This is a genomic window from Micromonospora sp. CPM1, from assembly GCF_023896895.1.
GTDB classification, from domain to species: domain Bacteria; phylum Actinomycetota; class Actinomycetes; order Mycobacteriales; family Micromonosporaceae; genus Micromonospora; species Micromonospora tulbaghiae.
Genome location: NZ_JAMHIU010000002.1, coordinates 245,698 through 271,041, shown reverse-complemented (window position 1 = coordinate 271,041; position 25,344 = coordinate 245,698). Strand labels below are relative to the sequence as shown.

Sequence of the window (25,344 nt, the reverse complement as noted above, 5' to 3'; positions counted from 1 at the left end):
CGCGCCGCGACACGTCCCGGCCGTACCGTGATGACCATGCTGACCGGCCCGCCGCCCGCCCCCGTACCGCCGCCGCCACCGCGCGAGACCGGTCCGTGGCCGGTCGTCGCGGCGGTGGCGACCGGGGTGTGGATCGTGCTGGTCACCGTGCCGGGCCAGATCACCGGCTGGCTGGTCGACCAGGTGGCGCTGGTGATCGGCGCGGACCGGCCGGTGGCGGGCTGGCCGGTGATCGCGGTGGCCACAGTGCTGCTGGCCGGCGCCCCGGCGCTGGCCCTCGCGCTCGCGCCCCGCTCCCCCGCGCTGCGGGCGACCGGCCGGGCCTGGACCGCCGCCGTGGTCGCGCTCGGCGCGACCACGCTGCTGCGGACGGTGCCGCCGGTGCACCACGAGGCGTACCTGGCTGCGCTCGCGGTGACCGCCGCGGCGCTCGCGCTCGCCGCCGTCCGGCTCGGCCGCGTCCGGCCGCCGGTCGTGGTGGACGCGGTCCCGGAGGGCCGGTTCGGGCCGGTGTCGCTGCTGGCGATCGCAGCCGGCCTGGCCGTGCTGCTGCCCTGGGCCTGGGTGGGCGCGCTGGGCGGTGCGCTGGAGACGCTGCTCGCCGGCCTGGCCGCCGCCGCGCTGGGCGCGCTCGCCGGGGCGCTTCTCGGCGCCGGCTTCTGGGCCGCGTTCGGACCGGGTCCGGCCCGGCTGGTGCTGGTCGGCGGTCTGGTCGCCGGTGTGGCGCTGACGCCGCTCGCGGCCGGCGCCGGGCAGTCGGGCGTGCAGTTGCCGGCGCTGCTCCTGCTGCCGCCGCTCGGTTTCGTGCTGGCCGCGCTGGAGGCGGCGGCCCGCCACGCGGGCCGCCCGGCCGGGTCCGCGCCGGCGCGCCGACTGGTCGGGCTCGCCCTCCTCGGCCCGCTCGCCTTCACCGACCCGGAGGAGGTCAGCCTCCTGCTCTCCGCCACCCGCGACACACCGTTCTGGGTCGCGGTGGGCACCGGCGTGGCGTTCGCCGTCGCGGTCGTCCTGGCCGTCGCGTACGGCGTGCTGCTCGCCCGGTCCCGCGCCCGCGCGCCCCGGCGCGGTCCGGCCGCGCTGGCCGCCGCCGCGCTGCTCGCCGCCGTCGCCGTGGTGTACGTCGTCCCCGGCCGGCCGGGACTGTACGGCGAGCGGCTGCTCGTGGTGCTGCGCGAGCAGGCCGACCTGACCAGCCTGCCGGCCGGGGCGCCGGGCCGGGCCGGGCGGGACGCCCGGGCGACCGAGGTCTACCGGCGGCTGGTGGCCACCGCCGACCGCACGCAGGGCGACCTGCGCCGCACGCTGACCGGGATGCGGCTGAACCCGACGCCGTACTACCTGGTGAACGCGATCGAGACGGACGGCGGCCCGGCGGTGCGGGCCTGGCTGTCCAGCCGTCCCGAGGTGGCCCGGGTGCTGGTCAGCCAGCGGCTGCGCCCGCTGCCCGCGCCCGCCCCGCAGGCGCGCGGCGACGCGCCGGCACCGGCCGGTCCGGCCTGGAACGTCTCGCTGATCGGCGCGGACCGGGTCTGGTCCGAGCTGGGCGTCACCGGGTCCGGCGTGGTGGTGGGCAGCTCCGACTCCGGGGTGGACGGCCGGCACCCGGCGCTCGCGGACGGCTTCCGGGGCGGCGACGACTCGTGGTACGACCCGTGGGAGGGCCGCCGCTCCCCGGCCGACCGGGGTGGCCACGGCACCCACACGCTCGGCAGCGCGGTGGGCCGGGACGGGATCGGCGTGGCACCGGGCGCGAGCTGGGTCGGCTGCGTCAACCTGGACCGCAACATGGGCAGCCCGGCCCGCTACCTCGACTGCCTCCAGTTCATGCTGGCCCCGTTCCCCGAAGGCGGGGACCCGCTCACCGACGGCCGTCCCTCCCGCGCCCCGGACGTGCTCACCAACTCGTGGGGCTGCCCGCCGGTGGAGGGGTGCGACCCGGGTGCGCTGCGACCGGCGACCGCCGCGCTGACCGCGGCGGGCATCCTCGTGGTGGCCGCGGCGGGGAACACCGGCCCGTCGTGCGGCTCGATCGCGGACGCGCCCGCGCCGTACCCGGACGTGCTGACCGTCGGGGCGGTGGACCGGCAGCGGCGCGTCACCGAGTTCTCCAGCCGCGGCCCGGCGCCGGACGGCCGGGCCAAGCCGGACCTGGTCGCCCCCGGCGCCGCGGTGCTCTCCGCGATGCCGGGCGGCGGGTACGCCACCCTGGACGGCACCTCGATGGCCACGCCGCAGGTCGCGGGCGTGGTGGCGCTGATGTGGTCGGCGAATCCGGCGCTGGTCGGGGACCTGGAACGGACCCGGGCGATCCTGCGCGACACCGCGCAGCCGGTCGCCCGGCCCGCCGGGGCGGACGCCTGCGGCGGACCGCAGGACGTCTCCGGCGCCGGGCTGGTGGACGCGTACGCGGCGGTGCGCGCGGCCCGGTCCGCGGCGACCGGTTAACAACCCTGTCCATTGGCCTGCCGATGTTCTAGGGTCGGCGTCCATGGACGTGGAGATCATCGAGCTGGGCCGGGACCGGCTGCCCGAGGTGGTCGAGCTGTGCCGGCTGTCGTTCGACCTGCCGGAGGACGCGGCCGAGGCGTCAGCGGTGGTGGTCACCGTGGCGGAGCGGGCCGAGGCCGACCGTCCGGTGCTGCGCCTCGGCGCGGTACGCGGCGGCGCGCTGGTGGGCGTACTCGTCGGGTCGCTGTCGGCGGCCGATCCGCGTCTGGGCCACGTCGACCTGGTCGCGGTGGCGCCGACGGACCGCCGCCAGGGTGTGGGCGGGGCGCTGCTGGCCGAGGCGGAGAGCCGGCTCGGCGTGCTCGGGGCAGCCGAGGTGCTGCTCGCCGGCAATCCGCCGCACTACGCCTGGCCGGGCATCGACGTGCGCTACACGCCGGCGGTCTGCGCCGCGCAGCGGCTCGGCTACCGGCAGGACCGCACCGCCTGGAACATGACCGCCGACCTGTCCGAGGGGTCGGCGGCGCTGCGTCCGACCGAGGCCGCCGAGCAGCGGCTGGCCGGGCGGGGCGTGACGGTGCGCCGGGCCGGCGCCGACGACCTGCCGGCGCTCGCCGCGTTCGCCCGGTCCACGTTCGGCGGCGCCTGGGACGGTGAGCTGGCCGGTTCGGTGGGGCGGCCGGACGCGGGTGTGCACCTCGCCGAGCGGGACGGCGAGATCCTCGGGTTCGCCGCGTACGGGTCGGCGCGGCCGAGCTGGTTCGGGCCGATGGGCACCGCACCGGCGGCGGAGGGATCCGGGATCGGTGGCGTGCTGTTGCGCCGCTGCCTGCGCGACCAGGCGGCCGCCGGGATCACCGCCGCGCAGATCGGCTGGGTCGGGCCGGTGCCGTTCTACTCGAACGCGGCCGGGGCCTGGATCGAGCGGGTGTTCTTCCTCTACCGGAAAGCCATCAAAGGGGCATAGACTTCAATAGCGCCATTCGGCCTCCTTCGCCATCGACCGGGCTCTACGGTCGGAGCAGAGGAGGCGGTGCATGACCACGAATGACGAACGGGCCGAGGATCCGGCGGCGGCCCGGCGCCCGGCCGACGAGCTTCCCGGCCAGCTCCCGTTCGACCGGCTCGACGTCGGCGACGCCGAGCAGCTCGCCGAACTCACCGGCACCGACGGGCCACCGGTGGAGGAGCAACGGCAGCCGGTGGACGAGCCGAGGCGACCGCCACCGCCGTACGACAGGGCGCACAAGCGGCGCAACCAGCGCCCGCTGCCCACCTGAGCCGGGTACGCGGAAAGGGGGCGGACCGCTGACGCGGCCCGCCCCCTTTCGGCGTAACTGGGTGGAGCTGGACTCAGAAGTCCATCTCCCCGCCACCCGGACCGGCCGGGGCGGCCGGGGTCTTCTCCGGCTTGTCCGCCACGACGGCCTCGGTGGTGAGGAACAGCGCGGCGATCGAAGCGGCGTTCTGCAGCGCGGAACGCGTCACCTTGGCCGGGTCGATGATGCCCGCGGCCAGCAGGTCCACGTACTCGCCGGTCGCGGCGTTGAGGCCGTGACCCGGGTCGAGGTTGCGGACGCGCTCGACGACGACGCCACCCTCCATGCCGGCGTTGACGGCGATCTGCCGCAGCGGGGCGTCCAGCGCGATCTTGACGATCTGCGCGCCGGTCGCCTCGTCGCCGGCCAGGTCCAGCTTGTCGAAGGCGGTCTTGCCGGCCTGCACCAGCGCGACGCCACCACCCGGGACGATGCCCTCCTCGACGGCGGCCTTCGCGTTGCGGACGGCGTCCTCGATGCGGTGCTTGCGCTCCTTCAGCTCGACCTCGGTGGCCGCGCCGACCTTGATCACCGCAACACCGCCGGCCAGCTTGGCCAGACGCTCCTGCAGCTTCTCCCGGTCGTAGTCGGAGTCGCTCTTGTCGATCTCGGCCCGGATCTGGTTCACCCGGCCCTGGATCTGCTCGGCGTCGCCGGCACCGTCGACGATGGTGGTCTCGTCCTTGGTCACCACGACCTTGCGGGCGCGGCCCAGCATCTCGAGGCCGGTCGCGTCCAGCTTGAGGCCGACCTCCTCGCTGATGACCTGGCCACCGGTGAGGATGGCGATGTCGGTCAGCATGGCCTTGCGGCGGTCACCGAAGCCCGGCGCCTTGACGGCGACCGACTTGAAGGTGCCACGGACCTTGTTGACCACCAGGGTGGCGAGGGCCTCGCCCTCCAGGTCCTCGGCGATGATCAGCAGCGGCTTGCCCGACTGCATGACCTTCTCCAGGATCGGGAGCAGGTCCTTCACCGACGAGATCTTGCTGTTGACGATCAGGATGTACGGGTCGTCGAAGACGGCCTCCATACGCTCCGGGTCGGTCATGAAGTAGGCGGAGATGTAGCCCTTGTCGAAGCGCATGCCCTCGGTGAGCTCGAGCTCCAGGCCGAAGGTGTTGCTCTCCTCGACGGTGATGACACCTTCCTTGCCCACCTTGTCCATCGCCTCGGCGATGATCTCGCCGACGCTGGGGTCGGCGGCGGAGATGGAGGCGGTGGAGGCGATCTGCTCCTTGGTCTCCACGTCCTTGGCGAGCTTGAGCAGCTCCTCCGAGACGCTGGCCACGGCCGCCTCGATGCCCCGCTTCAGGGCCATCGGGTTGGCGCCGGCGGCCACGTTGCGCAGACCCTCACGGACCAGGGCCTGGGCCAGGACGGTCGCCGTCGTCGTGCCGTCACCGGCGACGTCGTCGGTCTTCTTCGCGACCTCCTTGACCAGCTCGGCGCCGATCTTCTCGTACGGGTCCTCGAGCTCGATCTCCTTGGCGATGCTCACACCATCGTTGGTGATGGTGGGGGCACCCCACTTCTTCTCGAGCACGACGTTGCGGCCCTTGGGGCCGAGGGTCACCTTCACGGCGTCGGCGAGCTGGTTCATGCCCCGCTCGAGGCCGCGGCGCGCCTCTTCGTCGAACGCGATCATCTTGGCCATACGGCGTTGTCCTCCTGGACACTCACGGGCCACCCGGATGCCCGGATGGGCCGTCTGGTGTACGCACCTTGGGGACGTCGCCACCTGGCGACGACGACGTCTCCTCGGTCGGGCCGGACAGCCCGCGACGACCGGCCTCGTACCGCCCCGGCGCCCTATCGGACACCGGCGCGGCCGTGGCCCTACCGCCCCGACCTTCTGGCACTCACCGTACGCGAGTGCCAATGACTTGTTTAGCACTCTCCCTAGCCGAGTGCAAGCACGACAGCCCCGCTCAGCCGAGTTCCGCCGCCAGCCGGGCCGCGTTCACCGGGCCTTCCTGAGCCCGCTGTTCGGCGTACGTGACGACCAGCCCGACCTGCTGTGCCAGGTATGCCGGAGTGGCCAGCAGGGCACCGAACACGGCCAGCACCACGGCGCCGATCGCGGTGCCGACGGCGTTCATCGGCTCGACACCGAACGCCGCCCCGCTGATAGCGCCCACCACGGCGTCGAGCACCGTCGCCGCGAGGAGCACCGCGATCACCAGCGCGACCCGGCCCAGCACCATGCCGAACCGGTTGTGGAACATCCGCCACGCCCGCCCGATCGGCTCCCGCCGCTCGAACAGGTAGACCGGGCCGAACAGGGCAAGCGCGAACGTGACGTAGATGCCGGGCAGCAGGCACAAACAGGTCCCGAGCATGGCCAGCAGCGAGACCAGGAGGGTCCAGCCCCACAGGCCGAGGGCACGCCGCATCCCGTACCGCAAGGCGGCGCCGAGTCCGGTCGGCTCGCCTGCCGCCTGGCGGGCGACCACCCAGGTGCCGGCGGCCCAGCCCGTCGCCTGGAGCAGGCCGAAGACCAGCCCGGCGGCCAGGAGCACGCCGTAGAAGGCGAACATCTGCCCCCAGAAACCGGCCGGAAGCACCGGCGCGCCGTCCGGGGCGGTCGCCAGCTCACCCTCCGGGGTGAAGACGAGCGTGAGGACGCCGATCACCGAAGCCGGGAGAACCTGGGTGAGCAGCACGATCGGCAGCAGTTGCCGCCAGCCGCGCCGCAGCGCGGCGGTACAGCGGGCGAACCAGGGACCGATGCCCGCGTGCGGCGGGTTGACGAGCGGATCCTGCGGGTCGATGCCGGGGAACCAGCCGGCGTACGCACCGGGACCGGCCTGCATCGGGTACGCCGCGCCGGGCATCGGGTAGGCCGCGCCGGGCATCGGATAGCCCGGGTACGCGGGACCGCCCCAACCCGGCGGCGGGGTGCCCGGCGGCGCGGTCCAGCCCTGCGGTGGCGTGCCCGGTGCGGTCCAGCCCTGCGGTGGCGTGCCCGGCGCGGTCCAGCCCTGCGGCGGAGTGCCCGGGGCGTTCGAGCCGGGCGGCGGGGTGTGGCCGGGCGGGACGTCGCCCGGCGCGGTCCAGCCGGGCGGGGCGCCCCAGCCGGGTTGGCCGGCCTGGTTCGGGACGCCGGGCTGCGGGCTGTCGTACCCCGGCTGGTCGGGCACGATCGGCACGGGGCCGGTATGACCGGCCCACGGGTCGGCGCCGGACGCGCCGGAGCCGGGCGTGGCCCCTCCGGTGGCCCCAGACGGTCCCGGTGCCGGATCGGCAGCGGGAGGCGGGGGCGCGGTCGGGTCGGCCGGAGGGCCGGACGCCGCCGGCTCGGTGGAACCCGACGGGGGCAGATCGGACATGGGCCCTCCTCAGCGACTACGGCTGGAACGGCTCATGATCTTCCATGGTGGTCGGCCGCAACGCAGCCCCCGGTCCGGGGTCCGATTGCGGGAGCACCGCCCGCCGCGGTTCAGGCGATGACGCGGACCCGCTCGGCCTGCGGACCCTTCTGCCCCTGCGCGATCTCGAACTCGACCCGCTGACCGTCGTCGAGCGCCTTGTAGCCGTCCATCTCGATCGCGGAGAAGTGGACGAAGACGTCCTGCCCGCCGTCGACGGCGATGAAGCCGTAGCCCTTTTCGGCGTTGAACCACTTCACGGTGCCCTGTGCCACGGTGCACTTCCTCACTCTGCGCGGCGTTCCAACACCCGGAGACCGGCGGACCGGCACCGGCGGCGCACCGATTCAGCGATCGGTGATGCTGAATTCAGTGACCGAAATCGCACGCTACACGAGGCGTGACGACGGCGCACGACCACAAATCGGGCATATTCCGGGGCGTACCCGGGCCTGTCGCACACCCGCCGCGAACCGTCCGGTATGCATGCGGCATGACCAGCGCGACCACCACGACCGCCGTCCGCCGGGTCCGGCCGACCGACGCCGCCCGGATGCGGGCGCTCCGGCTGGAGATGCTGGCCGACTCCCCGCTGGCCTTCCTGGAGACGGTGGCCGAGGCCGCCGCCCGGCCGCACGCGGAGTTCGCGGCCCGGGTCGCGGCCGTCTCCCGGGGCGACCACACCGCGCAGTTCGTGGCCGACCCGGGCGGCCGTCTGGTCGGCCACGCCGGCGGCATCGCCGCGCCGGACGAGCCGGGCCTGACGCTCGTCTACGCGGTCTACGTGACGCCGGCCCGGCGGGGCAGCGGCCTGCTGGCGGCGCTCGTCGACGAGGTGGCGGCCTGGTCGCGCGCCTGCGGACGGCCCGAGCTGATGATGGAGGTGGTGGTCGGCAACGACCGCGCCTACCGGGCCTATCAGAAGCTGGGCTTCGTGGACACCGGGGTACGGGTGCCGCACCCCCGGATCACCGGCCTGCACGAACTCCAGATGCGCCGCCCGGCCTGAGGACGCCGCCGGGTGCGTCGGTCGTCACCGCGACGACCGACGCACCCGGGATGCGGTGACTCAGACGTGCCGGCGGCTCTGCACGATGCGGAACCGGTTGGCGACGTACGCGCCGTCGGTCAGCGCCGAGTTGGCCGCCGCGTTCGCGCCCGAGCCGTGGAAGTCGGAGAACGCCGCCGACTGGTTGACGAACACCCCGCCGGTCAGGTTGCAGGACAGGTGCACCCCGGCGTCGATCGCCGCCTTCTCGGCCGCGTCCAGCACCGCCTCGTCGGTGGAGTAGACGCCAGCGGTCAGCGCACCCTTCTCCCCCACCGTCTCGCGCAGGATGCGCAGGCTGTGCTCGGTGGAGTCGGTGGCGATGGCGAACGAGATCGGCCCGAACCACTCCCGCGAGTAGGTCGCGGTGTCGGACGCGTCCAGCTTCACCACCGTCGGCGTACGCACCACCGCGCCGGGGAACGACGGGTGCTCGACGGTGCGCGACTCCAGCACCGGCTCACCGACCTTGGTGACCTCGTCCAGCCGCTCCAGCACGCCGTCGTTGACGATCGCGCCGGTCAGTTCGACGCCCCGGGCCGGGTCGGCGGTCAGCTTGGCGACCGCACCGGCGATACCGGCGGCCACCTCGTCGAAGCTCTTGTGCCCCTGGTCGGTTTCGATACCGTCGCGCGGGATCAGCAGGTTCTGCGAGGTTGTGCACATCTGGCCGCTGTACAGCGTCAGCGTGAAGCCGAGGTTGCGGCAGAGCCCGGCGAAGTCGTCGGTGGAGTCGATCACCACCGTGTTCAGGCCGGCCTTCTCGGTGTAGACGGCGGCCTGCCGGGCGTTCGCCTCCAGCCAGTCGCCGTACTCGGTGGAGCCGGTGAAGTCGACGATCTTGACGGCCGGGTGCAGGGCCAGCGTGGTGGCGAGCTTCTCGCCGTCGGTCTCGGGGGCGAGCTGCACCAGGTTCGGGTCGAACCCGGCCTCGGCGAGCACCTGGCGGGCGTACTTCACCGTGATCGCCAGCGGCAGCACCGCGCGCGGGTGCGGCTTCACCACCACCGGGTTGCCGGTGGCGAGCGAGGCGAACAGACCGGGGTACGAGTTCCAGGTCGGGAACGTGTTGCAGCCGATGACCAGCGCGACCCCGCGCGGCACCACGTGGAACGTCTTGGTCATCCGCAGCGGGTCGCCCTTGCCGGCGGCCTTCTCCCAGCCGGCCGTCCCCGGGTGGCGGGTCATCTCCGCGTACGCGTAGGCGACCGCCTCCAGCGCCCGGTCCAGCGCGTGCGCGCCACCGGCCTGGAACGCCATCACGAACGCCTGGCCGCTGGTGAACTGCACCGCGTTCGCCAGCTCGAACACGTTGCGGTGCAGCCGGTCCAGGATCTCCAGGCAGACACCGGCCCGGGCCTGCGGGCCCGCGTCGCGCCAGGCGGGCAGCGCGGCGTTCGCGGCGGACACCAGCTGGTCGGCGCCCGCGTGCGGGTAGCGCACGTCCAGCGCCACCCCGAACGGGCTGACCTCGGTGGCCACTGTGGTGCCGTCGCCGGCCTGGTCGAGCGGGAAGTCCCCGCCCAGGTACGCCTCGAAGGCGGCCTTCCCGTCGGCGGCGGCGGTCTCGCCGTACACCCGGGGGCTGGGCGACTCGGGGTAGGCCGACCAGTACCCGCGCTCCGCGATGGCGGTCAGCGCCCGGTCGAGGGTCTCGCGGTGCCTGTCGTACAGGGGGTGCGGGGTCTCCGTCATGCCCGCCATCATGCAACAGGAAGGCACCAGATCAGTAGGGGCGTGTCACAACTCAGATCGTCAACTGCCAGTCGACGGAACCGGCGGCGGGGCGGAAGCCGAGCTGTTCGTTGATCCCGATCATGTGGCGGTTCGCCGCCGCGTTCCAGGTGTCGACGACCCGCAACGCCGGTTCGTGCGCCAGCGCGTACGCCAGGTTTCCGGCCTTGCAGAGCAGGCCGAGCCGGTGGCCGCGGTGGTCGGGGTCGACGATGGTGATCTCCTGCCAGGCGTGACCGGTGCTGCCCGCGTCCAGGCCGAGCTGGGTCCAGCCGACCAGCCGGCCGGACGCCTCGTGCACCACGCCGGTGTTGTACCGGCGTACGCCCCGGGCGTCCAGCGCCCGCTCCGCGTCCCGCACCCGCGCCGCGTCCATCTGCTCCGGCTCCCAGTCCAGCTCACCCATCGGCGCGTCGACCAGCAGCCGGCCCTGGAGGTAGGCGACGTCCGCGACGTACTCCTCAGGGGTGTGGTCGCGCCACCGCACCGGCCGGTATCCGGTCGCCGCGGCGCGGGCCTCGGCCAGCAGCGCGGACAGCCGGTCGCGGTCGAGCCCGGCCACGTCGAGGCGGCGGCGGACGTCGGCCAGCGCCGGTTTGGCGCCCATGGCGGCGGCGAACGCGGCACCGGGGAACACCCGGTCCTCCTCGCCGGGCAGCGCGGCGACCGTCGCGCCGACGAGCCGCTTGCCCCCGTGCTCCCGCAGCAGCCGCACCCCGTGCTCGTGCAGCGCGCGCCCGATCCCCCGCCGCCGGTACGCCGGGTCCACGGTCAGTTCGACGCTCGCGTTCTCGGTGTTGTCGATCGTGTGCAGGTAGAGCCGCAGCCAGCCGACCGGCGACCCGCCGAGGCGGGCCACCAGCCAGCGCGTGTCGATGCCGGGCATCGGATGCGACAGCGGCGCCTCGAACCGCCGCCGGCAGGGGTCGGGCAGGTCCGGCTCGTCGACGGCCTGCGCGGCGCACGCGATCCGGTAGACCGCGTCGAGCGTCTGCCGGTCGGCCGGGTCCAGGGGCGTCACGGTGAGCGTCATGCCACCAAGGGTGTGCCGGACACAGCGAAGGGGCCAGCGGTTTTCCGCCGGCCCCTTCGGACGTTGGTCGGGAGGGACGTCCGCACAACGCCTCCGGCGTTGGGTCGCAAGAACTTGAAAAGTCTCCGGCGGATGCCCTCCCGCACGAAGCATCTTGCGCCGTCCGGTTCCTGCCGTCAAGTCCTTGAGGGCGGTTTTCTGGCACTCACCGCACATCACCGGTTACCCACCGGTCTCACCCGATCCCCCACCCGGGCGAGCCCACCTCCCCCACCCGGCCGAGGCCGGCTCCGGGTCAGGCGAGGAGGCCGGCGTCGCGGGCGGCGCGCAGGCTGGGCTTGATGCGGTGGGTGGGGCCGACCTGGGCGGCCACCGCGTCGAGCGTCTTCAGGCCCTCGCCGGTGTTGAACACGACCGTCTCGGCGGCCGGGTCGAGCCGGCCGGACTCGACCAGCTTGCGCAGCACCGCGACCGTCACGCCGCCCGCCGTCTCGGCGAACACCCCTGTGGTACGGGCGAGCAGCCGGATGCCGGCGCGGATCTCGTCGTCGTCGGCGTAGTCCATCCAGCCGCCGGTGCGGCGGACCGCCTCCAGCGCGTACAGCCCGGCGGCCGGGTCGCCGATGTTCAGCGACTTGGCGATGCCGGCCGGCTTGACCGGCGTGATCGTGTCGGTGTCGCCGTGCAGCGCGGTGGCGATCGGGTTGCAGCCGGCCGACTGCGCGCCGAACACCTTCCAGCCGCCGGCCGGCGCCTCGACCAGCCCGATCTCGACCAGCTCGGCGAACGCCTTGTCGATCTTGGTGAGCAGCTCGCCGCTGGCCATCGGGATGACCACCTGGGCCGGGATCCGCCAGCCGAGCTGCTCGGCCACCTCGTAGCCGAGCGTCTTGGAGCCCTCCGCGTAGTAGGGGCGCACGTTCACGTTGACGAACGCGGTGTCCTCGAACTCGTCGGTCTCCACCAGCTCGCCGCAGAGCCGGTTCACGTCGTCGTACGAGCCGTCGATGGCGACCAGGTCGCCGCCGTAGACAGCGGTGGTGACGACCTTGCCCTGTTCCAGGTCGCCGGGGATGAAGACGATCGACGGCACGCCGGCCCGGGCCGCGTGCGCGGCGACGGAGTTGGCGAGGTTGCCGGTGGACGCGCAGGCGTAGCGGGAGAAGCCGAGCGCCCGGGCCGCGGTGAGCGCCACCGAGACGACCCGGTCCTTGAACGAGTGGGTGGGGTTCGCGCTGTCGTCCTTGACCCAGAGCGGCGCGGTGAGCCCCAGCTCGGCGGCGAGGTGCGGAGCGGCGACGAGCGGGGTCAGCCCCGGGTCGAGCGTGACCCGGGTGGCCGGGTCCTGACCGGCGGGCAGCAGCGCCGCGTACCGCCAGATGTTGTCCGGACCGGCCTCGATCTGCTCGCGGGTGACGGTGGCCAGCGCGGCGGTGTCGTAGTCGACCTCCAGCGGCCCGAAACACTCGTAACAGGCGTGCTGGGCGGCGAGCGGGTATCGCGCCGAACAGGCGCGGCAGACCAGGGCGCGGGCCGGGCTGAGGGTGGTGTCGATACCGGTGGCGACGGGAAGCGTCGACGTCATGTCGAGGATTTCCTCTCATCTTTCCCCGCATCGCCGGGTGCGGCGGGGACGGAATTGGCACCTGCCCGCCGTCGCTCGTCGTCGAGCGTGCGGGTGGTTGCCGGGGCGTCGTCGGGCCGTATCCCTCAGCCCCTCTGGATGAGGTATTCAGTTGTGCCGCCGAGTCTAGGCGCTGCTCACGGCCGCGCCACCCCGGGATCCCACGCTGTGGGCCGGCTCAGCGTCCGACCACCGCGACCGGGTCGACCACCGCGGGCCGGTCCACCACCGCGACCGGCTCCGGCACCGTCGTGGCCGGCGCTGCCGAGCGGGTACGGGTGACGAGGTTCGCGGCCACCAGGGCGGCGATGGTCAGCCCGGCGCCCACCAGCTCCACCGCGACCGGGCGGTAGCCGCGCAGGATCTGCACCGCGAACGTGGCCACCGGCACCAGGTTCATGAACAGCGCGGCGTCGGCCGGGCCGAGCCGCCGTACGCCGGTGTTCCACGCCAGCACCGCGAGGACGGCGGCGACCAGCACCGCGTACGCGAGCTGGGGAGCGATCGCGACGAGGTCGGCGGCGGCCGGGGCGTGCTGGAGCCCGGTGAGGTCGGCGACGGCGCTGGCGGCGAGCATGGCGAGCATGCCCGCGACGGCGGTCAGCGTGGTGTAGCGCAGCGCGGACCACTCCGGGAACCGGCTCGCGCCGTGGGTGTAGAACGCCCAGCCGAGCACGGCGCCGATCATGAGCAGCCCGCCCCAGCCGAACTGGCCCAGTCCGTCGAGCCGGCCGCGGGTGATCACCAGACCGACGCCGGCCAGTGCGACGAGCGAGATGCCGAGCAGTGCCGGACGCGGGCGGACGCCGTCGCGCGCCCAGCGGACGAACTGGGTGACCAGCGGCACGGTGGCCGCGAACAGCGCGATCTGCTGCGGTGCGGCGTGGCCGAGGGCGAGGTTCATCAGCGTGTTGAACCCGGCGAAACCGAGCGCGCCGAGGAGCACCACCTCGACGCCGCGCCGCTGGGTGGCCAGGGCGGCGACCCCCTCGCGGGCCAGCAGCAGGGCGAGCAGCACGGCGGTGGCGAGCACGTAGCGGGCGGTGGTCAGGTTGAGCGCGTCCACGCGGGTGAGCGCGCTGGCGAGCACGGGGAACATGACGCCCCAGCTGACCGCGGCGAAGATCGGGAGGGTGGCGTGACGGGAACGCATCGCAGCTCCTATGTTCGAATACCGTCGAACCAACGGCACGACTCTAGGAGCTTGTTCGACGGTTGTCGAACATGGGTTATCGTAGTCACATGGAGCTGCACGAACCCGAGCTGCGCGAGGTACCGGTCACGGCCGTGCTCGCGGCGCTGGCCGACGACGTCCGGCTCCAGATCGTGCGGGCGCTCGCGCCGGGCGGGGAACACGCCTGCGGCTCGTTCGAGTTCGGCGTCTCCAAGGCCACCCGCAGCCACCACCTCAAGGTGCTGCGGGAGGCCGGCCTGACCCGCACCCGGGTCGCCGGCACCACCCGCTACGTGCGGCTGCGCCGCGAGGAACTGGACCGCCTCTACCCGGGCCTGCTCGACGCGGTCCTCGCCGAGCGCGGCGGAGTGGCATGATCACCGGATGCGGAGACCGGCGCGCCTGATCGGCGTCCTCACCGGCGTGACGCTGATGGCCGCCTGCACCCCGGCGCGAGGGCCCGCGGACGGACTGTCCGACCCGCCGCCGCGGCCGGGTGCTCCCACCGCCGACCACACGCCCGCCGCCACCTGCTCCCCGGAGGGCATCGCGATCACCGGGCTCGGGGTGAGCGCCGCGATGGGCCTGCGGGCGATGGGCCTGGAACTGCTCAACTGCGGCGACCGGCCGTACGAGCTGCGCGGCTATCCGGCGGTCACGCTCCGGGACGCCGACGGCGACCCGATCGAGGTGCGGATCATCCCGGGCGCCAAGCCGATCACCTCCGGCTTCGACCACCCGCCCACCCGGATCGTGCTGGCCCCCGGCGAGCGGGCCGGTGCGGCGCTGATCTGGCGGAACCTGGTCACCGACCCGACAGTGGTGGCGACCGACGGCAGGGAACTCGACGTCGCGCCGGTGGCCGGCCGGCCGGCGTACCCGGTCGCCCTGGACGGGCCGATCGACCTCGGCAACACCGGCCGGCTTGGCGTCAGCGCGTGGGAGCGCCGGAAGCCCGACCCGGCCGGCACACCCACGCCGGCCGTCCCGCCGCCGCCCACGACTCCGCCGGTCAATCCGCTGTAGAACCAGAGCCCGGCAGGGGTCGCCCCGACCGGGATCTGGTTCGCCGCCGCAGACTCAGGCCGGGACCGAGGCCGGGGCCGCGGTGGGCTCGGTCGCGATGGACCGGCGGCGGGCCAGCAGCGTGTCGACCGCCCAGTTTCCCGGGCCGAGCACCGCGACCAGCAGGAACGACCAGCAGAAGAGCGCGGCCAGCTCGCCGCCGTTCTGCATCGGCATCAGGTGGTCCGGCTGGTGCACCACGAAGTACGCGTACGCCATCGAGCCGGAGGCGAGCAGCGCGGCCGGCCGGGTGAACAGGCCGACGAGCACCAGCGCGCCGCACACGAGTTGGATCAGCGCCGCCCACCAGCCGGGCCAGGTGCCGAACGGGACGGCCCCGCCGGTGGCCGGGTTGCCGCCGAAGACACCGAAGATCGAGGCGGCGCCGTGGCAGAGGAAGAGCACGCCGGTGACGATGCGGAACAGGGACAGCACGGGGGCTTTCAGCTGCGCCGGGATCATGGGAAACCTCCTGGTACGGGTGCCGGACGCCGTCCAGGATGGCGGGACTATTGATTGATGTTAATCGATTTCTTTGCAGGCGGGACAATCCTGTGGGAACGCTCCCATGATATGGGCCGGACCACACCCGTGGCGACCCCCTCCGGTCACCTCAGCTCGTGACGTCCTTGCGGGTGAAGCGCCAGAAGGCCAGACCCCAGAACAGCGCGGCGTAGACGACCGCCGAGAACGCGCCCTTGACCACGTCGTCGGTCTGCATCGGCGTGGACAGCAACCCCAGCCAGGCGCTGCTGTAATGGGTCGGCAGCAGGTTCCGCAGCCCGCCCAGCGCGGTGATCTGGTCCAGGATGCTGGACAGGATCCACAGCAGCACCGCACCGCCGACCGCACCCAGCGCGGCGTCGGTGGTCACCGACAGCAGGAACGCCAGCCCGGCCACCACCAGCAGCACGACCGCGAGATAGCCGAGCACGCCGAGCAGCCGCAGCAACCCGTCGGCCGGGGCCAGCTCGGCCGAGACCTGGCTGCTCAGCGGCTTCCAGCCGTACCGGAGCGTGCCGGCGAGCAGCGCGGTGCCGGCCAGCAACAGCAGGGCCAGCCCGGAGTACGCGAGCGCGACGACCAGCTTCACCGCGAGCAGCCGGGCCCGGGGCACCGGCACCGCCAGCAGGTAACGCAGGCTGCCCCAGCTCGCCTCGCTCGCCACCGTGTCGCCGCAGAACAGCGCCACCACCACGACCAGCAGGAACGACGCGGACACCAGGATCGAGAACAGGGTGAAGTTGAGCCCGCCCGAGGTGGCCAGGTCGGCCAGGCTGGAGAACTCGCCCCGCCCGCCGCCGTCGTCGTCCCCGGCGTCGAACTGGAACGCCACCAGGATGATCAGCGGCAGCAGCACCATGAACCCCAGCGCGAGCTGGGTACGCCGGCGCGACGCCTGCCGCCGGAACTCCGCCGCGAACGGGAGCGTGGCCGAGGGCCGGTAACCGGCCGCCGCCCCGCCCGCGCCCGGCGCCGCCGTACCGGACGTGCCGCCACCAGGCGACGATGCCACAGAAGAACCCGCCATCACCGGTCCCCGCTTCCCCGAGAGTTCTCGCCCACCAGGGCGAGGAACGCGTCCTCCAGGCGGCGCCGGGGCACCACCCGGTCCACCCCGATGCCGGCGCGGACCAGTTCCGCCACCACCTCGCTGCGGGCGGTGCCGTTGGTGTCGACCACCAGCCCGCCGTCGGCGTCGGGCAGCACCCGTACGCCGCCGAGCCGGTCGAGCACCGTACGCGCCGCGTCCGGGTCGCTCACCTCGAACAGCACGCTCGGCGACTCGCCGACGATCTCCTCCACCGGGCCGGACGCCACGATCCGGCCCTTGTTCACCACCACCGCGTGCGTGCAGGTCTGCTCCACCTCGGCCAGCAGGTGGCTGGAGACCAGCACCGCCCGGCCGTCGGTGGCGTAGCGCTGGAGCACCCGGCGCATCTCGGCGATCTGCGGCGGGTCCAGCCCGTCCGTCGGCTCGTCCAGCACCAGCAGCTCGGGCAGGCCGAGCATGGCCTGGGCGATGGCCAGCCGCTGGCGCATGCCGTGGCTGTACTTCTTCGTCCGCCGGTGCACCGAGTCGCCCAGGCCGGCGATCTCCAGCGCCTCGTCGAAGTGCGCGTCCTCCCACGGCCGGCCGGTCGCCCGCCAGTACGCCTTGAGGTTGTCCAGGCCGGACAGGTGCGGCAGGAAGCCCGGCCCCTCGACCAGCGCGCCGATCCGGGACAGCACCGGCGAGCCCGGCACCAGCCGGTGACCGAAGACGTAGATCTCACCGGCGGTGGGCTGGGTCAGCCCCATCAGCACCCGCAGCGTGGTGGTCTTGCCCGCGCCGTTCGGCCCGAGCAGGCCGACCACCTGGCCGGGGTGCACCTCGAAGTCCACGTCGGACACCGCGACGAAGCCGTCCGCGTACTCCTTGCGCAGGTTGCGCACGGCGAGCGGGACGCCCGCGTACTCCGGGTGCACGGAGTCGTCCTGGCGACGGTGCCGGCGACGGGTGAGCAGCACGACCACGACGAGCCCGGCCACGATCGCGGCGAGCAGTCCGGCCAGCGCCCAGCGCCAGATCGTGGCGGTGGTGGGGATCGGCGTGGCGTCGACGGTGGGCAGCGTCAGCGGCCCGTCCGCGAGCGCCACCGTGTGCACGGCCGGTTCGGCCGGCGAGGCGTACGCCTGGTCCGACGTCGCCACGACGAGCCGCAGCCGGTGCCCGGCCTCGAGCCGCCGGACGATCCCCGGCAGCCTCACGGTGACCGGCGTGGCCGCGTCGACGGTGGCCGGCAGGCCGGTCAGGCGCACCGGCGCGACCAGGCCGGACGGCAGCGTGGCCGCGCCCTGCGGGTCGACGTCGTAGAGCTTCACGAACAGCACCGCCTCGCCGGTCGGTGAGGCGGCCCTGATCCGCACCGTGGGCGCGCCCACCACGTCGACCGGCTCGTCCAGCGGCGCCGACTCGAAGCGGGCGTGCTGGCCGGGGATGTCACCGGCGACGCCGTCCAGCAGCGAGCCGAGCGCGCCCGCGAACGGCACCGAGGAGATCGCCGCCGGGTTGCCGTTGGGCGGTACGGCGACCGGCTGCGGCGGACCGGCGAGGGTCACCTCGCGGCGGCCCTCACCGGTCAGGCCCGGATAGTCGGCGGTGCGGAAGCCGGTCGCCACCAGGCCCCGGTCGAGCGCGTCGAACCCGGCGATCCGGGAGAACGTGAACGTGTCGCCGGGGGCCGCCCCGTCGCCCTTGACGTAGTGGTCGAGCCACTGCGCGGTCAGGAACTTCACCCGGTCGGAGTCGGAGGTGGGCCCGGAGCCGCCGTCGTGGCCGCCGGTGAACCAGGCGACCCGCACCGGCGTGCCGGCCGCGGCGATGCCCCGGGCGTTGGCGTCCGCCTCGGCCAGCGGGAAGAGCGTGTCCGCCTCGCCCTGCACCAGCAGCGTCGGCGACTTGATCCGGTCCAGCACGCCGGCCGGCGACGACCGGCGCAGCAGCTCGACCGCCGCCGCGTCGGCCCGGCCGGTGGTGGCGATGCGCAGGTACGCGGCGCAGACGTCGGCCGCGAAGCGCCCGCAGGACGGGTCGGCGGCGCCGGCCGGCGCGCGACCGGGACCGCTGCCCGGCCCGGCGCCCGGCTGCGGGCTCGGCGGGCCGGCGGACTCGGGTGCGCCCTCCGGTGCGGTGGCGGTGGCCCCGGAGAGACCGGCCGGGCCGGATCCGGCGTTCCCGCCGCCGCCGAAGAAGATGCCCGCCCAGCCCTTCTTGAACACGCCGTCGGTGGGCTGCCGGCCGCTGCTCTCCGGCAGGAAGGCCCGGGACAGGTCGTTCCAGGTGATCATCGGGACGATCGCGTCGATCCGCTGGTCCTGCGCGGCCAGCAGCAGGGCCAGGCCGCCGCCGTACGAGCCGCCGACCACACCGACCCGGGGGTCGCCGGCCGCGTCGAGGCGGATGTCCGGCCGCTGGGCGAGCCGGTCGAGCAGCCGCTGCGCGTCCCGCACCTCGTAGTCGGGGTCGTCCAGGTGGATCTGGCCGCCGCTGCGCCCGAACCCGCGGGCGGTCCAGGTGAGCACCGCGTACCCGCGGGCGACCAGGTCCTCGGCGTCGGAGCGGACCGAGTCCTTGGTCCCGCCGAAGCCGTGCGCCAGCAGCACCGCCGGTACCCGGTTGGACGAGGAGGCGTCCTCCGGCAGGTAGAGCGTGGTGTCCAGGTCGACCGGCTCGTCGCCGGAGGGCCCGGAGCGTACCGTCACCGTCTCCGGCTCGGTCCGGAAGTCCGTGCCGCCCGGCCGGGCCACCCAGACCAGCGCGGCGGCGACGAGGACGACCACCACCACTGCGGCGACGGTGCGGCGCGGACGGCCGGCCAGGGCGCGCCGGAGCCGCGCGGCGGTTGATCTCATGCGCCACACGGTACGGGCCGACGGCTGAGCATTCGCTGAGATCCGCCGTACGTCTGTCCGGTTGCACCGATCGTCGCGTAGCGTCCGTCATCCGCCAAAGGTCCAGAGCGTCCCAGCGGGACGAATTCGGATCATGTGAATTCACATCTACGGGCGCAAACCATCGTCGATGTCACTTCTCGGCTACACGATCACACGCTACGTACCATTCGCCCTGACACAGGGTCACCCAAAGTGGACTGACGTGAAGCCGACTCATCGGCCGAGGTCCCACCCGCGTCCGGTTCGGCTACTTTTCCGGTCCGGTGCACGGGACTGCGTACGGCGACCTCCCGGGGCACCGATCGCCCCGCCGTCGCCGGAGGAGACACACCATGACAGTCCCCGCGTCGCGGGTCCGTCGGCGGCCCGCCGTACCGGGCCGTACGCTCGCCCTGGTTCTGGTGCTGGCGCTGCTGGCCCCGCTCGGGCTGATCTTCGTCCAGGCCGAACGCGACTTCGCCGACGACCACGACCTGGCGACCCGGGAACGGCTCGGCGTCCGCTACCTGCGCGCCCTCGGGCCGGTCACCGACACGCTGGTGGAGGCCCAGGCCATCGCCGTCGCCGAGGGAGCCGTGTCCCGGGCCTCGCTCGCCGCCGCCATCGAGGGCGTCGCGGAGGTGGACAACGCCGTCGGAGACGAGTTGCGCACCCACGAACGCTGGGCCGGGCTGCGGGCCAAGCTGGAGTCGCTGCCGGACCGCGGGATCGGTGACCCCGAGGCCGCGTACCGGGCCTACGGCGAGGCGTCCGACCTGCTCCTGGCCCTCTACCGCAAGGTCCGGGAGAGTTCCGGCCTGATCCGCGACCCGCGCTCCGACTCGTTCTTCCTCCAGGACGGCATCGGCGGCGACCTGCCCACCGCGACGGTGCTGGCCGGACGCCTCGTCGACCTGGCCCGGCTGTCCGCCAAGCGCCCCGCCGCCGAGCGCGCGCGGGTCGGCGCGGAGCTGGCCGAGCTGCGCGTCTCCGCGCTCGGTCCCGCCACCGACCTGGTCGCCGACCTGCGCTCGGCGGTCGACAGCTCGGAGAGCACCGACCTGGGCGCCAACGTGCTCACCCCGCTGGACACGTACCAGCGTTCACTGGAGACGTTCGCGACCTACTCGGCGCCCGGCGCCGGCCGGGCCGCGCCGGGCACCGACCAGCTCACCCGCGCCGGGATCAGCGCGCAGAACGCCGCCAAGGAGCTCCGCACGGTCATCCTCGACCAGCTCGACGCGCTGCTCGTGGAACGGCTCGACGCCCTGGAGCGGGACCGGCTGCTGGGCCGGATCGCCGCCGGGGCGGCGGTTCTGCTGATCGCCGGAATCGTCGCGCTGCACGTCGCCGCGCTGCGCCGGGACCGGTCCCGGGCCACCCCGGCACGCCGGGAACCGGCCGAGGCCGCACCGGCGCCCACTGTCCACCCGGAACCACCGCTCACCGCGCCCGGCGCCGACCGCCAGCCGGTCGCTGTGGGGCACGGTGGCGACGCCGACCGGTGGAGGCCGTTCGATGCTGCTCGGTAAATTACGCATCCGGGGCAAGCTCGCCCTGCTGGTGATCATTCCGCTGCTCAGCATGGTCGGACTGGCCGTACCGGTCGTCATCGACCGGGTGACCACCGCCCAGCGGGCCGCCGACACCGCCGAGACCGTCCGCGTCGCCAGCCGGGTCGGCAGCCTGGTCCAGGACCTCCAGCAGGAACGCCTGCTCTCGGTCGGGCTGCTGCTCGGGCGGGTGAGCCGTACCGAGCTGATCCAGAAGTCGGCCACCGTCGACGACCGGGTCGCCGACCTGCGCGCCGAGCCGCTGCCGTCGGCGGTCCGCGAGAGCCTCGACGGGGTACGGCGGCTGGAGGACGTCCGCAACGCCACGCTCGCCGGCCGGGCCACGCCGCAGCAGATCCTGACCGTGTTCGGCGAGGTCGACACCGCCCTGATCGACGCGTTGCGGCTGCCCTTCCAGGTGGACACCGACACCGCGGCCGGACGGCAGGTGCTCGCCCTGGACGCGCTGCTGCGCGTCGACGAGGCACTGAGCTCGTGCACCACCCAGATCGTGCTGGTCAAGGCGACAGGCGATCCGCTGGTGGCCCGGTCGTTCGTGGCGTGCATGGCGGGGCTCAACGTCGACAACCGGCGGTTCCGCAAGCTGATCACGCCCGAGCAGCTGAAGGTGGCCGAGCTGGACGACGCGGCGGTAGCCGCCCGGACCAGCCCGACGTTCCTGGTGGACAGCCTCCGGGACCCGGTCGGCGCGATCGCGCCGGTGCCGCTGGACGTGCTGTTCCCCTCGGCCCGGTCGATGATCACGCTGGGCCAGTTCGTGGAGAAGAAGGTCGTCGCGGACGTCATCGCGGAGACCCGCGCCCGGGAACGGGAGGCCCTGACCGCGGCCTGGCTGGTCAGCCTCGCGGCGGCGGCGATCCTGCTCGTCGTGGTGCTGCTGAGCATGACCGTCGCGCGTACGGTGGCCCGGCCGCTGAGCCGGCTCACCCGCTCCGCCGAGCGCGTCGCCCGGGTCACCGAGGCCGAGCTGACCCGGGTCGCCGACGACGAGTCCGAGACCGTCCCCCCGGTACGCCTCGACCCGGTGGAGATCAGCGCCCGGGACGAGATCGGCGACCTGGCCCGCGCGTTCGACCGGGTGCAGCACACCGCCGCCCGGCTGGTCGAGCGGCAGGTCGCCGGGCGGCGCAACGTGGCGCAGATGTTCGGCCACGTCGGCCGCCGTACGCAGAACCTGGTCGGCCGCCAGATCGCGCTCATCGACCGGCTGGAACGGCAGGAGACCGACCCGGGCCGCCTGGAGCACCTCTACCGGCTGGACCACATCTCCAGCCGGTTGCGCCGCAACGCGGGCAGCCTGGTGGTGCTCTCCGGCGCCACCGGCTCGGACGGTCACGTGGCGCCGGTCCCGCTGGCCGACGTGGTCCGGCTCGCGCTCGGCGAGATCGAGGACTACACCCGCGTCGACGTGGAGGTCCCGCCCGGCGTGGCGGCGTCCCCCGCCATCGCCGGCGACCTGGTGCTGACGCTCGCCGAGCTGATGGAGAACGCCACCTCGTTCTCGCCGCCGCACACGCGGGTGGTGGTGACCGGTGAGCTGACCGACGGCGGGGCACGGCTGGTCGTGGTCGACCACGGCATCGGCCTGACCGAGGACCGGATGGCCGAGGAGAACGCCCGGTTCACCCGGCGGGAACGCCTCGACCTCGCCCCGACCGAGGTGCTCGGCCTGTTCGTGGTCGGCCGGCTGGCCCGCCGGCACGGCTGGAGCGTCCGACTGAGCCACACGCCCGGCGGCGGCGTCACCGCCGCCCTGGAGATCCCGGGCGCCTCGCTCGTGATCCGCCGTCCCGAGCCGGTCGGCGTGAGCGCCGGCCGCGCCGCGGTGCCCGGCACCCACGAGCCGGAGCCGCCGGCCGTCGACGCGCCGGCCGGCTTCGACGCCGAGTTGCTGACCCGGGCCACGCGCAGCATGTCCAGCGGCGACCCGTGGAACGCCTTCGGCAGCCAGGCCGGCACCGCGGAGACGGACGAGGACGACGATCCGGCCGCCGGCGGTCCGCCGCCGGTCTGGCCGCCGGCGACCCGGCCGTCCGGACCGGCGGCACGTCCCGGGCACGTCACCCCGCCGACACCGGTCGTCGGCCCGGCCCCGGCCGCTCCCCCGGCCGCCGGGCCGGCGACCGGCCCGACCCTGGCGCCGCCGGCCACCCGCCCGGCCCTGGCGCCGTCCACCGGCCCGGCGCTCACACCGCCGTCCACCGGCCCGGCGCTCGCACCGCCGCCCGCCGGCCCGGCCGTCGCGCCGCAGCACGGACCCGGGCTCGCGCCGCAGCACCGCCCGGCGATCGCGCCGCAGCACGGGCCGGCAGTCGCGCCGCAGCGCGGGCCGGGGCTCGTGCCGCCGCCCGGTGGCGCCCGCCCGCCGGCGCCGGCCGGACCGCCCCCGGCCGTGGCGGCGCCGACCGGGCCGAACCCGGTCGGCCCGCCCGCCGGGCGGCCCGGTACCCGGTCGCCGATCCGCCAGCGGGTGCCCGGCGCGAACCTGCCGGCCGCGCCGCCGGCACCACCGGCCGGACCGGCCGGACCGGCCACCGGCGGGCCGCTGATCGGCGTGCCGGCGGACCCGTCGAGCGTCCGGGCCCTGGTCGAGGCGTTCCAGGACGGGGTACGGCGGGCCGAGGGCGACGTCGACCACGCGCCCCCGGCGGCGGAACGGCCCCGGCTCAGCCGCCGGGTGCCCGGCGCGAACCTGTCCGTCGCCCCGGCGCAGTCCGTGCCGCCCACCAGCTCCGACCCCGGCGATCCCGTCGAGGTACGCAACCGGATCAGCGAGTTCGAGGCGGGCGTCGCCCGTGCTCTGCGCGAAGTCAGTACCGACCGCCGCTACGAAGAGGACCCATCACGGTGACCAGCCCCTTCCTCCACGAGAACGTCGAACAGAGCACCACCGGCGACCTCAGCCCCGAGGCACGCACCTTCAACTGGCTGCTCGACTCGTTCACCTCCAGCACCGCCGGGGTGATGGAGGCGATCGCGGTCTCCTCGGACGGGCTGCTGATGGCCATGTCCGCGATCAAGGACCGGTCCAACGCGGAACGGCTCGCCGCCGTGGTCTCCGGCATGACCAGCCTCGCCGGGGGCGCGGCGAGCTGGTACGCGCTCGGCGCGCTCAACCGGGTGATCGTCGACATGGCCGAGGGCTACCTGCTGATCAGCGCGATCAGCAGCGGCTCGGTGCTCGGCGTCGTCGCCGACCGCACGGCCAACCTGGGCACCGTGGCGTACGAGATGACGCTGTTCGCCGGCCGCGCCGGCGGTGCCCTGAGTCCGCGCCTGATCGCCGAGCTGAAGAACGCCGTACAGCAATGAGCCCAGGGGCCGCCGGCGCGGACCCGGAGCCGGAACCCGGCTTCCGGATCCGCCCCTTCCTGCACGCGTCCGCTCCGGTGCCGGAGCCGGACGCGGGCGACGGGGAGCCGACCGGCCCACGCCCCTTCGTGCTGACGTCCGGACGGGTGGACGGCGACCCGGCGATCGGCCTGGAGACCCAGGTCACCGCTCGTCCGGGCAGCACCTCGTGGGCGGTGACCGCCCGGTTGGCCCCGGAGCTGGCGGCGATCGTCGCGATCTGCGCCGAGCCCGTCTCGGTGGCCGAGATCTCCGCCCGGACCCGGATGCACTTCGGGGTGACCCGGGTGCTGGTCGGCGACCTGCGGGCCGCCGGCCATCTCGACGTGCACGTCGCGGACGTCGACGACGCCCTCGATCCCGACATCATCCTGCGAGTGATTGATGGACTTCGTGCGATCTCCTGAATGGCCGGCGGCCGCCACGGGCGGGCCGTCCGCCAACAGCGCCCCGAGCCGCTACGGCGGCCCGGCGCCGCTGATCGGCCGGGCCACGCCGCCCCCGCCCACGCCGCCGCTGCCGTACCTGCCGCCCGGTGTGCCGCCGGCCGAACCGGCCCCGATCGTCAGCCGGGTGCCGGCGCCCCGGCCGCCGATCCCGGTCAAGATCCTCATCGCCGGCGGGTTCGGGGTCGGCAAGACCACCACCGTCGGCGCGATCTCCGAGATCGCTCCGCTGACCACCGAGGCGGAGATGACCACCGCCGGCATCGGCATCGACGACCCGGGCGGGGTCGCCGGCAAGACCACCACCACCGTCGCCATGGACTTCGGCTGCGTGACCATCGACCGCAGCCTGAAGCTCTACCTCTTCGGTACGCCCGGACAGGCGCGCTTCGGGTTCATGTGGGACGACCTGGCCCGGGGCGCGCTCGGCGCGCTCGTGGTGGTGGACAGCGCCCGGCTCGACGACTGCTACCCGGCGATCGACTTCTTCGAGCGGTCCGGGTTGCCGTTCGCGGTGGGCGTCAACGCCTTCGACGGCCGGCTGGCCCTGGACCTGCCGTCGATCCGCTGGGCGCTGGCGATCGGTGAGCACGTGCCGCTGGTGCAGTTCGACGCCCGGGACCGCCTCTCGGTACGGGACGCCCTGCTCGTCGTCCTGGACCGCGCGCTGGACCGGGCCACCCGATCCCGGGCAGGCTGAACCGGCAGTCGTTTCGATCCGTTGTCCGGCGAAGGGGTGGA

General features: G+C 74.2%; 21 protein-coding genes and 1 riboswitch. Of the genes, 11 read left to right on the top strand and 10 right to left on the bottom strand.

What is annotated here, in order from left to right; all coding sequences use genetic code 11:
* Positions 1 to 30 precede the first annotated feature (30 nt).
* The 3 genes from M8C11_RS03780 (at position 31) to M8C11_RS03770 (ending at position 3,728) form a co-directional block, all read left to right on the top strand.
* Complete coding sequence (locus tag M8C11_RS03780; protein WP_252448323.1) at positions 31 to 2,445, top strand: S8 family serine peptidase; 2,415 nt, start codon at positions 31 to 33, stop codon at positions 2,443 to 2,445.
* A 43-nt stretch (positions 2,446 to 2,488) separates the two neighbouring features.
* On the top strand, positions 2,489 to 3,415 hold the full coding sequence (locus tag M8C11_RS03775; protein WP_252448322.1) for a GNAT family N-acetyltransferase: 927 nt from the start codon (positions 2,489 to 2,491) through the stop codon (positions 3,413 to 3,415).
* A gap of 70 nt (positions 3,416 to 3,485) precedes the next feature.
* On the top strand, positions 3,486 to 3,728 hold the full coding sequence (locus M8C11_RS03770) for a hypothetical protein (RefSeq protein WP_120572890.1): 243 nt from the start codon (positions 3,486 to 3,488) through the stop codon (positions 3,726 to 3,728).
* A 73-nt stretch (positions 3,729 to 3,801) separates the two neighbouring features.
* Here the strand turns inward: M8C11_RS03770 and groL are convergent, their stop codons facing one another.
* The 3 genes from groL to M8C11_RS03755 form a co-directional block, all read right to left on the bottom strand.
* A complete protein-coding gene (gene groL / locus M8C11_RS03765) occupies positions 3,802 to 5,424 on the bottom strand; it encodes a chaperonin GroEL (protein WP_013288853.1) in 1,623 nt (540 codons plus the stop codon).
* Positions 5,425 to 5,698: 274 nt separating this feature from the next.
* Entirely contained in the window at positions 5,699 to 6,919 is a 1,221-nt protein-coding gene (locus M8C11_RS03760) for a hypothetical protein (protein WP_252448320.1), read from the bottom strand.
* A 290-nt stretch (positions 6,920 to 7,209) separates the two neighbouring features.
* Complete coding sequence (locus M8C11_RS03755) at positions 7,210 to 7,413, bottom strand: cold-shock protein (RefSeq protein WP_013288855.1); 204 nt, start codon at positions 7,411 to 7,413, stop codon at positions 7,210 to 7,212.
* 218 nt (positions 7,414 to 7,631) lie between these two features.
* On the opposite strand from M8C11_RS03755, the gene M8C11_RS03750 reads away from it, so the two are divergent.
* Positions 7,632 to 8,147, top strand: coding sequence for a GNAT family N-acetyltransferase (locus tag M8C11_RS03750; RefSeq protein ID WP_252448319.1), 516 nt, complete (start codon positions 7,632 to 7,634; stop codon positions 8,145 to 8,147).
* Positions 8,148 to 8,207: 60 nt separating this feature from the next.
* Here the strand turns inward: M8C11_RS03750 and paaN are convergent, their stop codons facing one another.
* The 4 genes from paaN to M8C11_RS03730 all read right to left on the bottom strand — a co-directional run bounded on the left by paaN (position 8,208) and on the right by M8C11_RS03730 (position 13,730).
* A complete protein-coding gene (gene paaN / locus M8C11_RS03745; protein ID WP_252448318.1) occupies positions 8,208 to 9,881 on the bottom strand; it encodes a phenylacetic acid degradation protein PaaN in 1,674 nt (557 codons plus the stop codon).
* Between the two features lie 52 nt (positions 9,882 to 9,933).
* Positions 9,934 to 10,953: a GNAT family N-acetyltransferase gene (locus M8C11_RS03740; RefSeq protein ID WP_252448317.1), complete on the bottom strand. Its 1,020-nt coding sequence runs from the start codon at positions 10,951 to 10,953 to the stop codon at positions 9,934 to 9,936.
* A 295-nt stretch (positions 10,954 to 11,248) separates the two neighbouring features.
* Positions 11,249 to 12,538, bottom strand: coding sequence for a threonine synthase (thrC, locus tag M8C11_RS03735; RefSeq protein ID WP_121686418.1), 1,290 nt, complete (start codon positions 12,536 to 12,538; stop codon positions 11,249 to 11,251).
* A 12-nt stretch (positions 12,539 to 12,550) separates the two neighbouring features.
* Positions 12,551 to 12,683: riboswitch (SAM riboswitch) on the bottom strand.
* Positions 12,684 to 12,755: 72 nt separating this feature from the next.
* Positions 12,756 to 13,730, bottom strand: coding sequence for a DMT family transporter (locus M8C11_RS03730; RefSeq protein ID WP_145753691.1), 975 nt, complete (start codon positions 13,728 to 13,730; stop codon positions 12,756 to 12,758).
* Positions 13,731 to 13,819: 89 nt separating this feature from the next.
* Between M8C11_RS03730 and M8C11_RS03725 the strand changes: the two genes are divergently transcribed.
* Positions 13,820 to 14,128: a helix-turn-helix transcriptional regulator gene (locus M8C11_RS03725; protein WP_091425503.1), complete on the top strand. Its 309-nt coding sequence runs from the start codon at positions 13,820 to 13,822 to the stop codon at positions 14,126 to 14,128.
* Between the two features lie 7 nt (positions 14,129 to 14,135).
* Complete coding sequence (locus M8C11_RS03720) at positions 14,136 to 14,777, top strand: DUF4232 domain-containing protein (RefSeq protein WP_252448316.1); 642 nt, start codon at positions 14,136 to 14,138, stop codon at positions 14,775 to 14,777.
* 54 nt (positions 14,778 to 14,831) lie between these two features.
* Here M8C11_RS03720 and M8C11_RS03715 read toward each other — a convergent pair whose 3' ends face one another.
* From M8C11_RS03715 to M8C11_RS03705, 3 genes are all read right to left on the bottom strand, one after another.
* Positions 14,832 to 15,278 (bottom strand): DoxX family protein, encoded by a 447-nt coding sequence (locus M8C11_RS03715; RefSeq protein WP_252448315.1) that lies wholly within the window; start codon positions 15,276 to 15,278, stop codon positions 14,832 to 14,834.
* Between the two features lie 151 nt (positions 15,279 to 15,429).
* A complete protein-coding gene (locus M8C11_RS03710) occupies positions 15,430 to 16,347 on the bottom strand; it encodes an ABC transporter permease subunit (protein ID WP_145753685.1) in 918 nt (305 codons plus the stop codon).
* A complete protein-coding gene (locus M8C11_RS03705) occupies positions 16,347 to 19,211 on the bottom strand; it encodes an alpha/beta fold hydrolase (RefSeq protein WP_252448314.1) in 2,865 nt (954 codons plus the stop codon). Before M8C11_RS03705 ends, M8C11_RS03710 begins: the two co-directional genes overlap by 1 nt.
* Before the next feature lie 374 nt (positions 19,212 to 19,585).
* Between M8C11_RS03705 and M8C11_RS03700 the strand changes: the two genes are divergently transcribed.
* The 5 genes from M8C11_RS03700 to M8C11_RS03680 are packed head-to-tail and all read left to right on the top strand — an operon-like array spanning position 19,586 to position 25,303.
* Positions 19,586 to 20,764: a hypothetical protein gene (locus M8C11_RS03700; RefSeq protein WP_121686415.1), complete on the top strand. Its 1,179-nt coding sequence runs from the start codon at positions 19,586 to 19,588 to the stop codon at positions 20,762 to 20,764.
* Positions 20,751 to 23,657 carry a sensor histidine kinase gene (locus tag M8C11_RS30390; protein WP_305884528.1) on the top strand — a complete coding sequence of 969 codons (2,907 nt, stop codon included), beginning with the start codon at positions 20,751 to 20,753 and terminating at the stop codon, positions 23,655 to 23,657. The genes M8C11_RS03700 and M8C11_RS30390 overlap by 14 nt, the downstream gene beginning before the upstream one ends.
* Positions 23,654 to 24,118, top strand: a complete 465-nt coding sequence (locus M8C11_RS03690; protein WP_013288866.1) for a roadblock/LC7 domain-containing protein — start codon at positions 23,654 to 23,656, stop codon at positions 24,116 to 24,118. Before M8C11_RS30390 ends, M8C11_RS03690 begins: the two co-directional genes overlap by 4 nt.
* On the top strand, positions 24,115 to 24,564 hold the full coding sequence (locus tag M8C11_RS03685; RefSeq protein ID WP_120572877.1) for a DUF742 domain-containing protein: 450 nt from the start codon (positions 24,115 to 24,117) through the stop codon (positions 24,562 to 24,564). The genes M8C11_RS03690 and M8C11_RS03685 overlap by 4 nt, the downstream gene beginning before the upstream one ends.
* Entirely contained in the window at positions 24,542 to 25,303 is a 762-nt protein-coding gene (locus M8C11_RS03680; protein ID WP_199733027.1) for an ATP/GTP-binding protein, read from the top strand. The genes M8C11_RS03685 and M8C11_RS03680 overlap by 23 nt, the downstream gene beginning before the upstream one ends.
* Positions 25,304 to 25,344 lie beyond the last annotated feature (41 nt).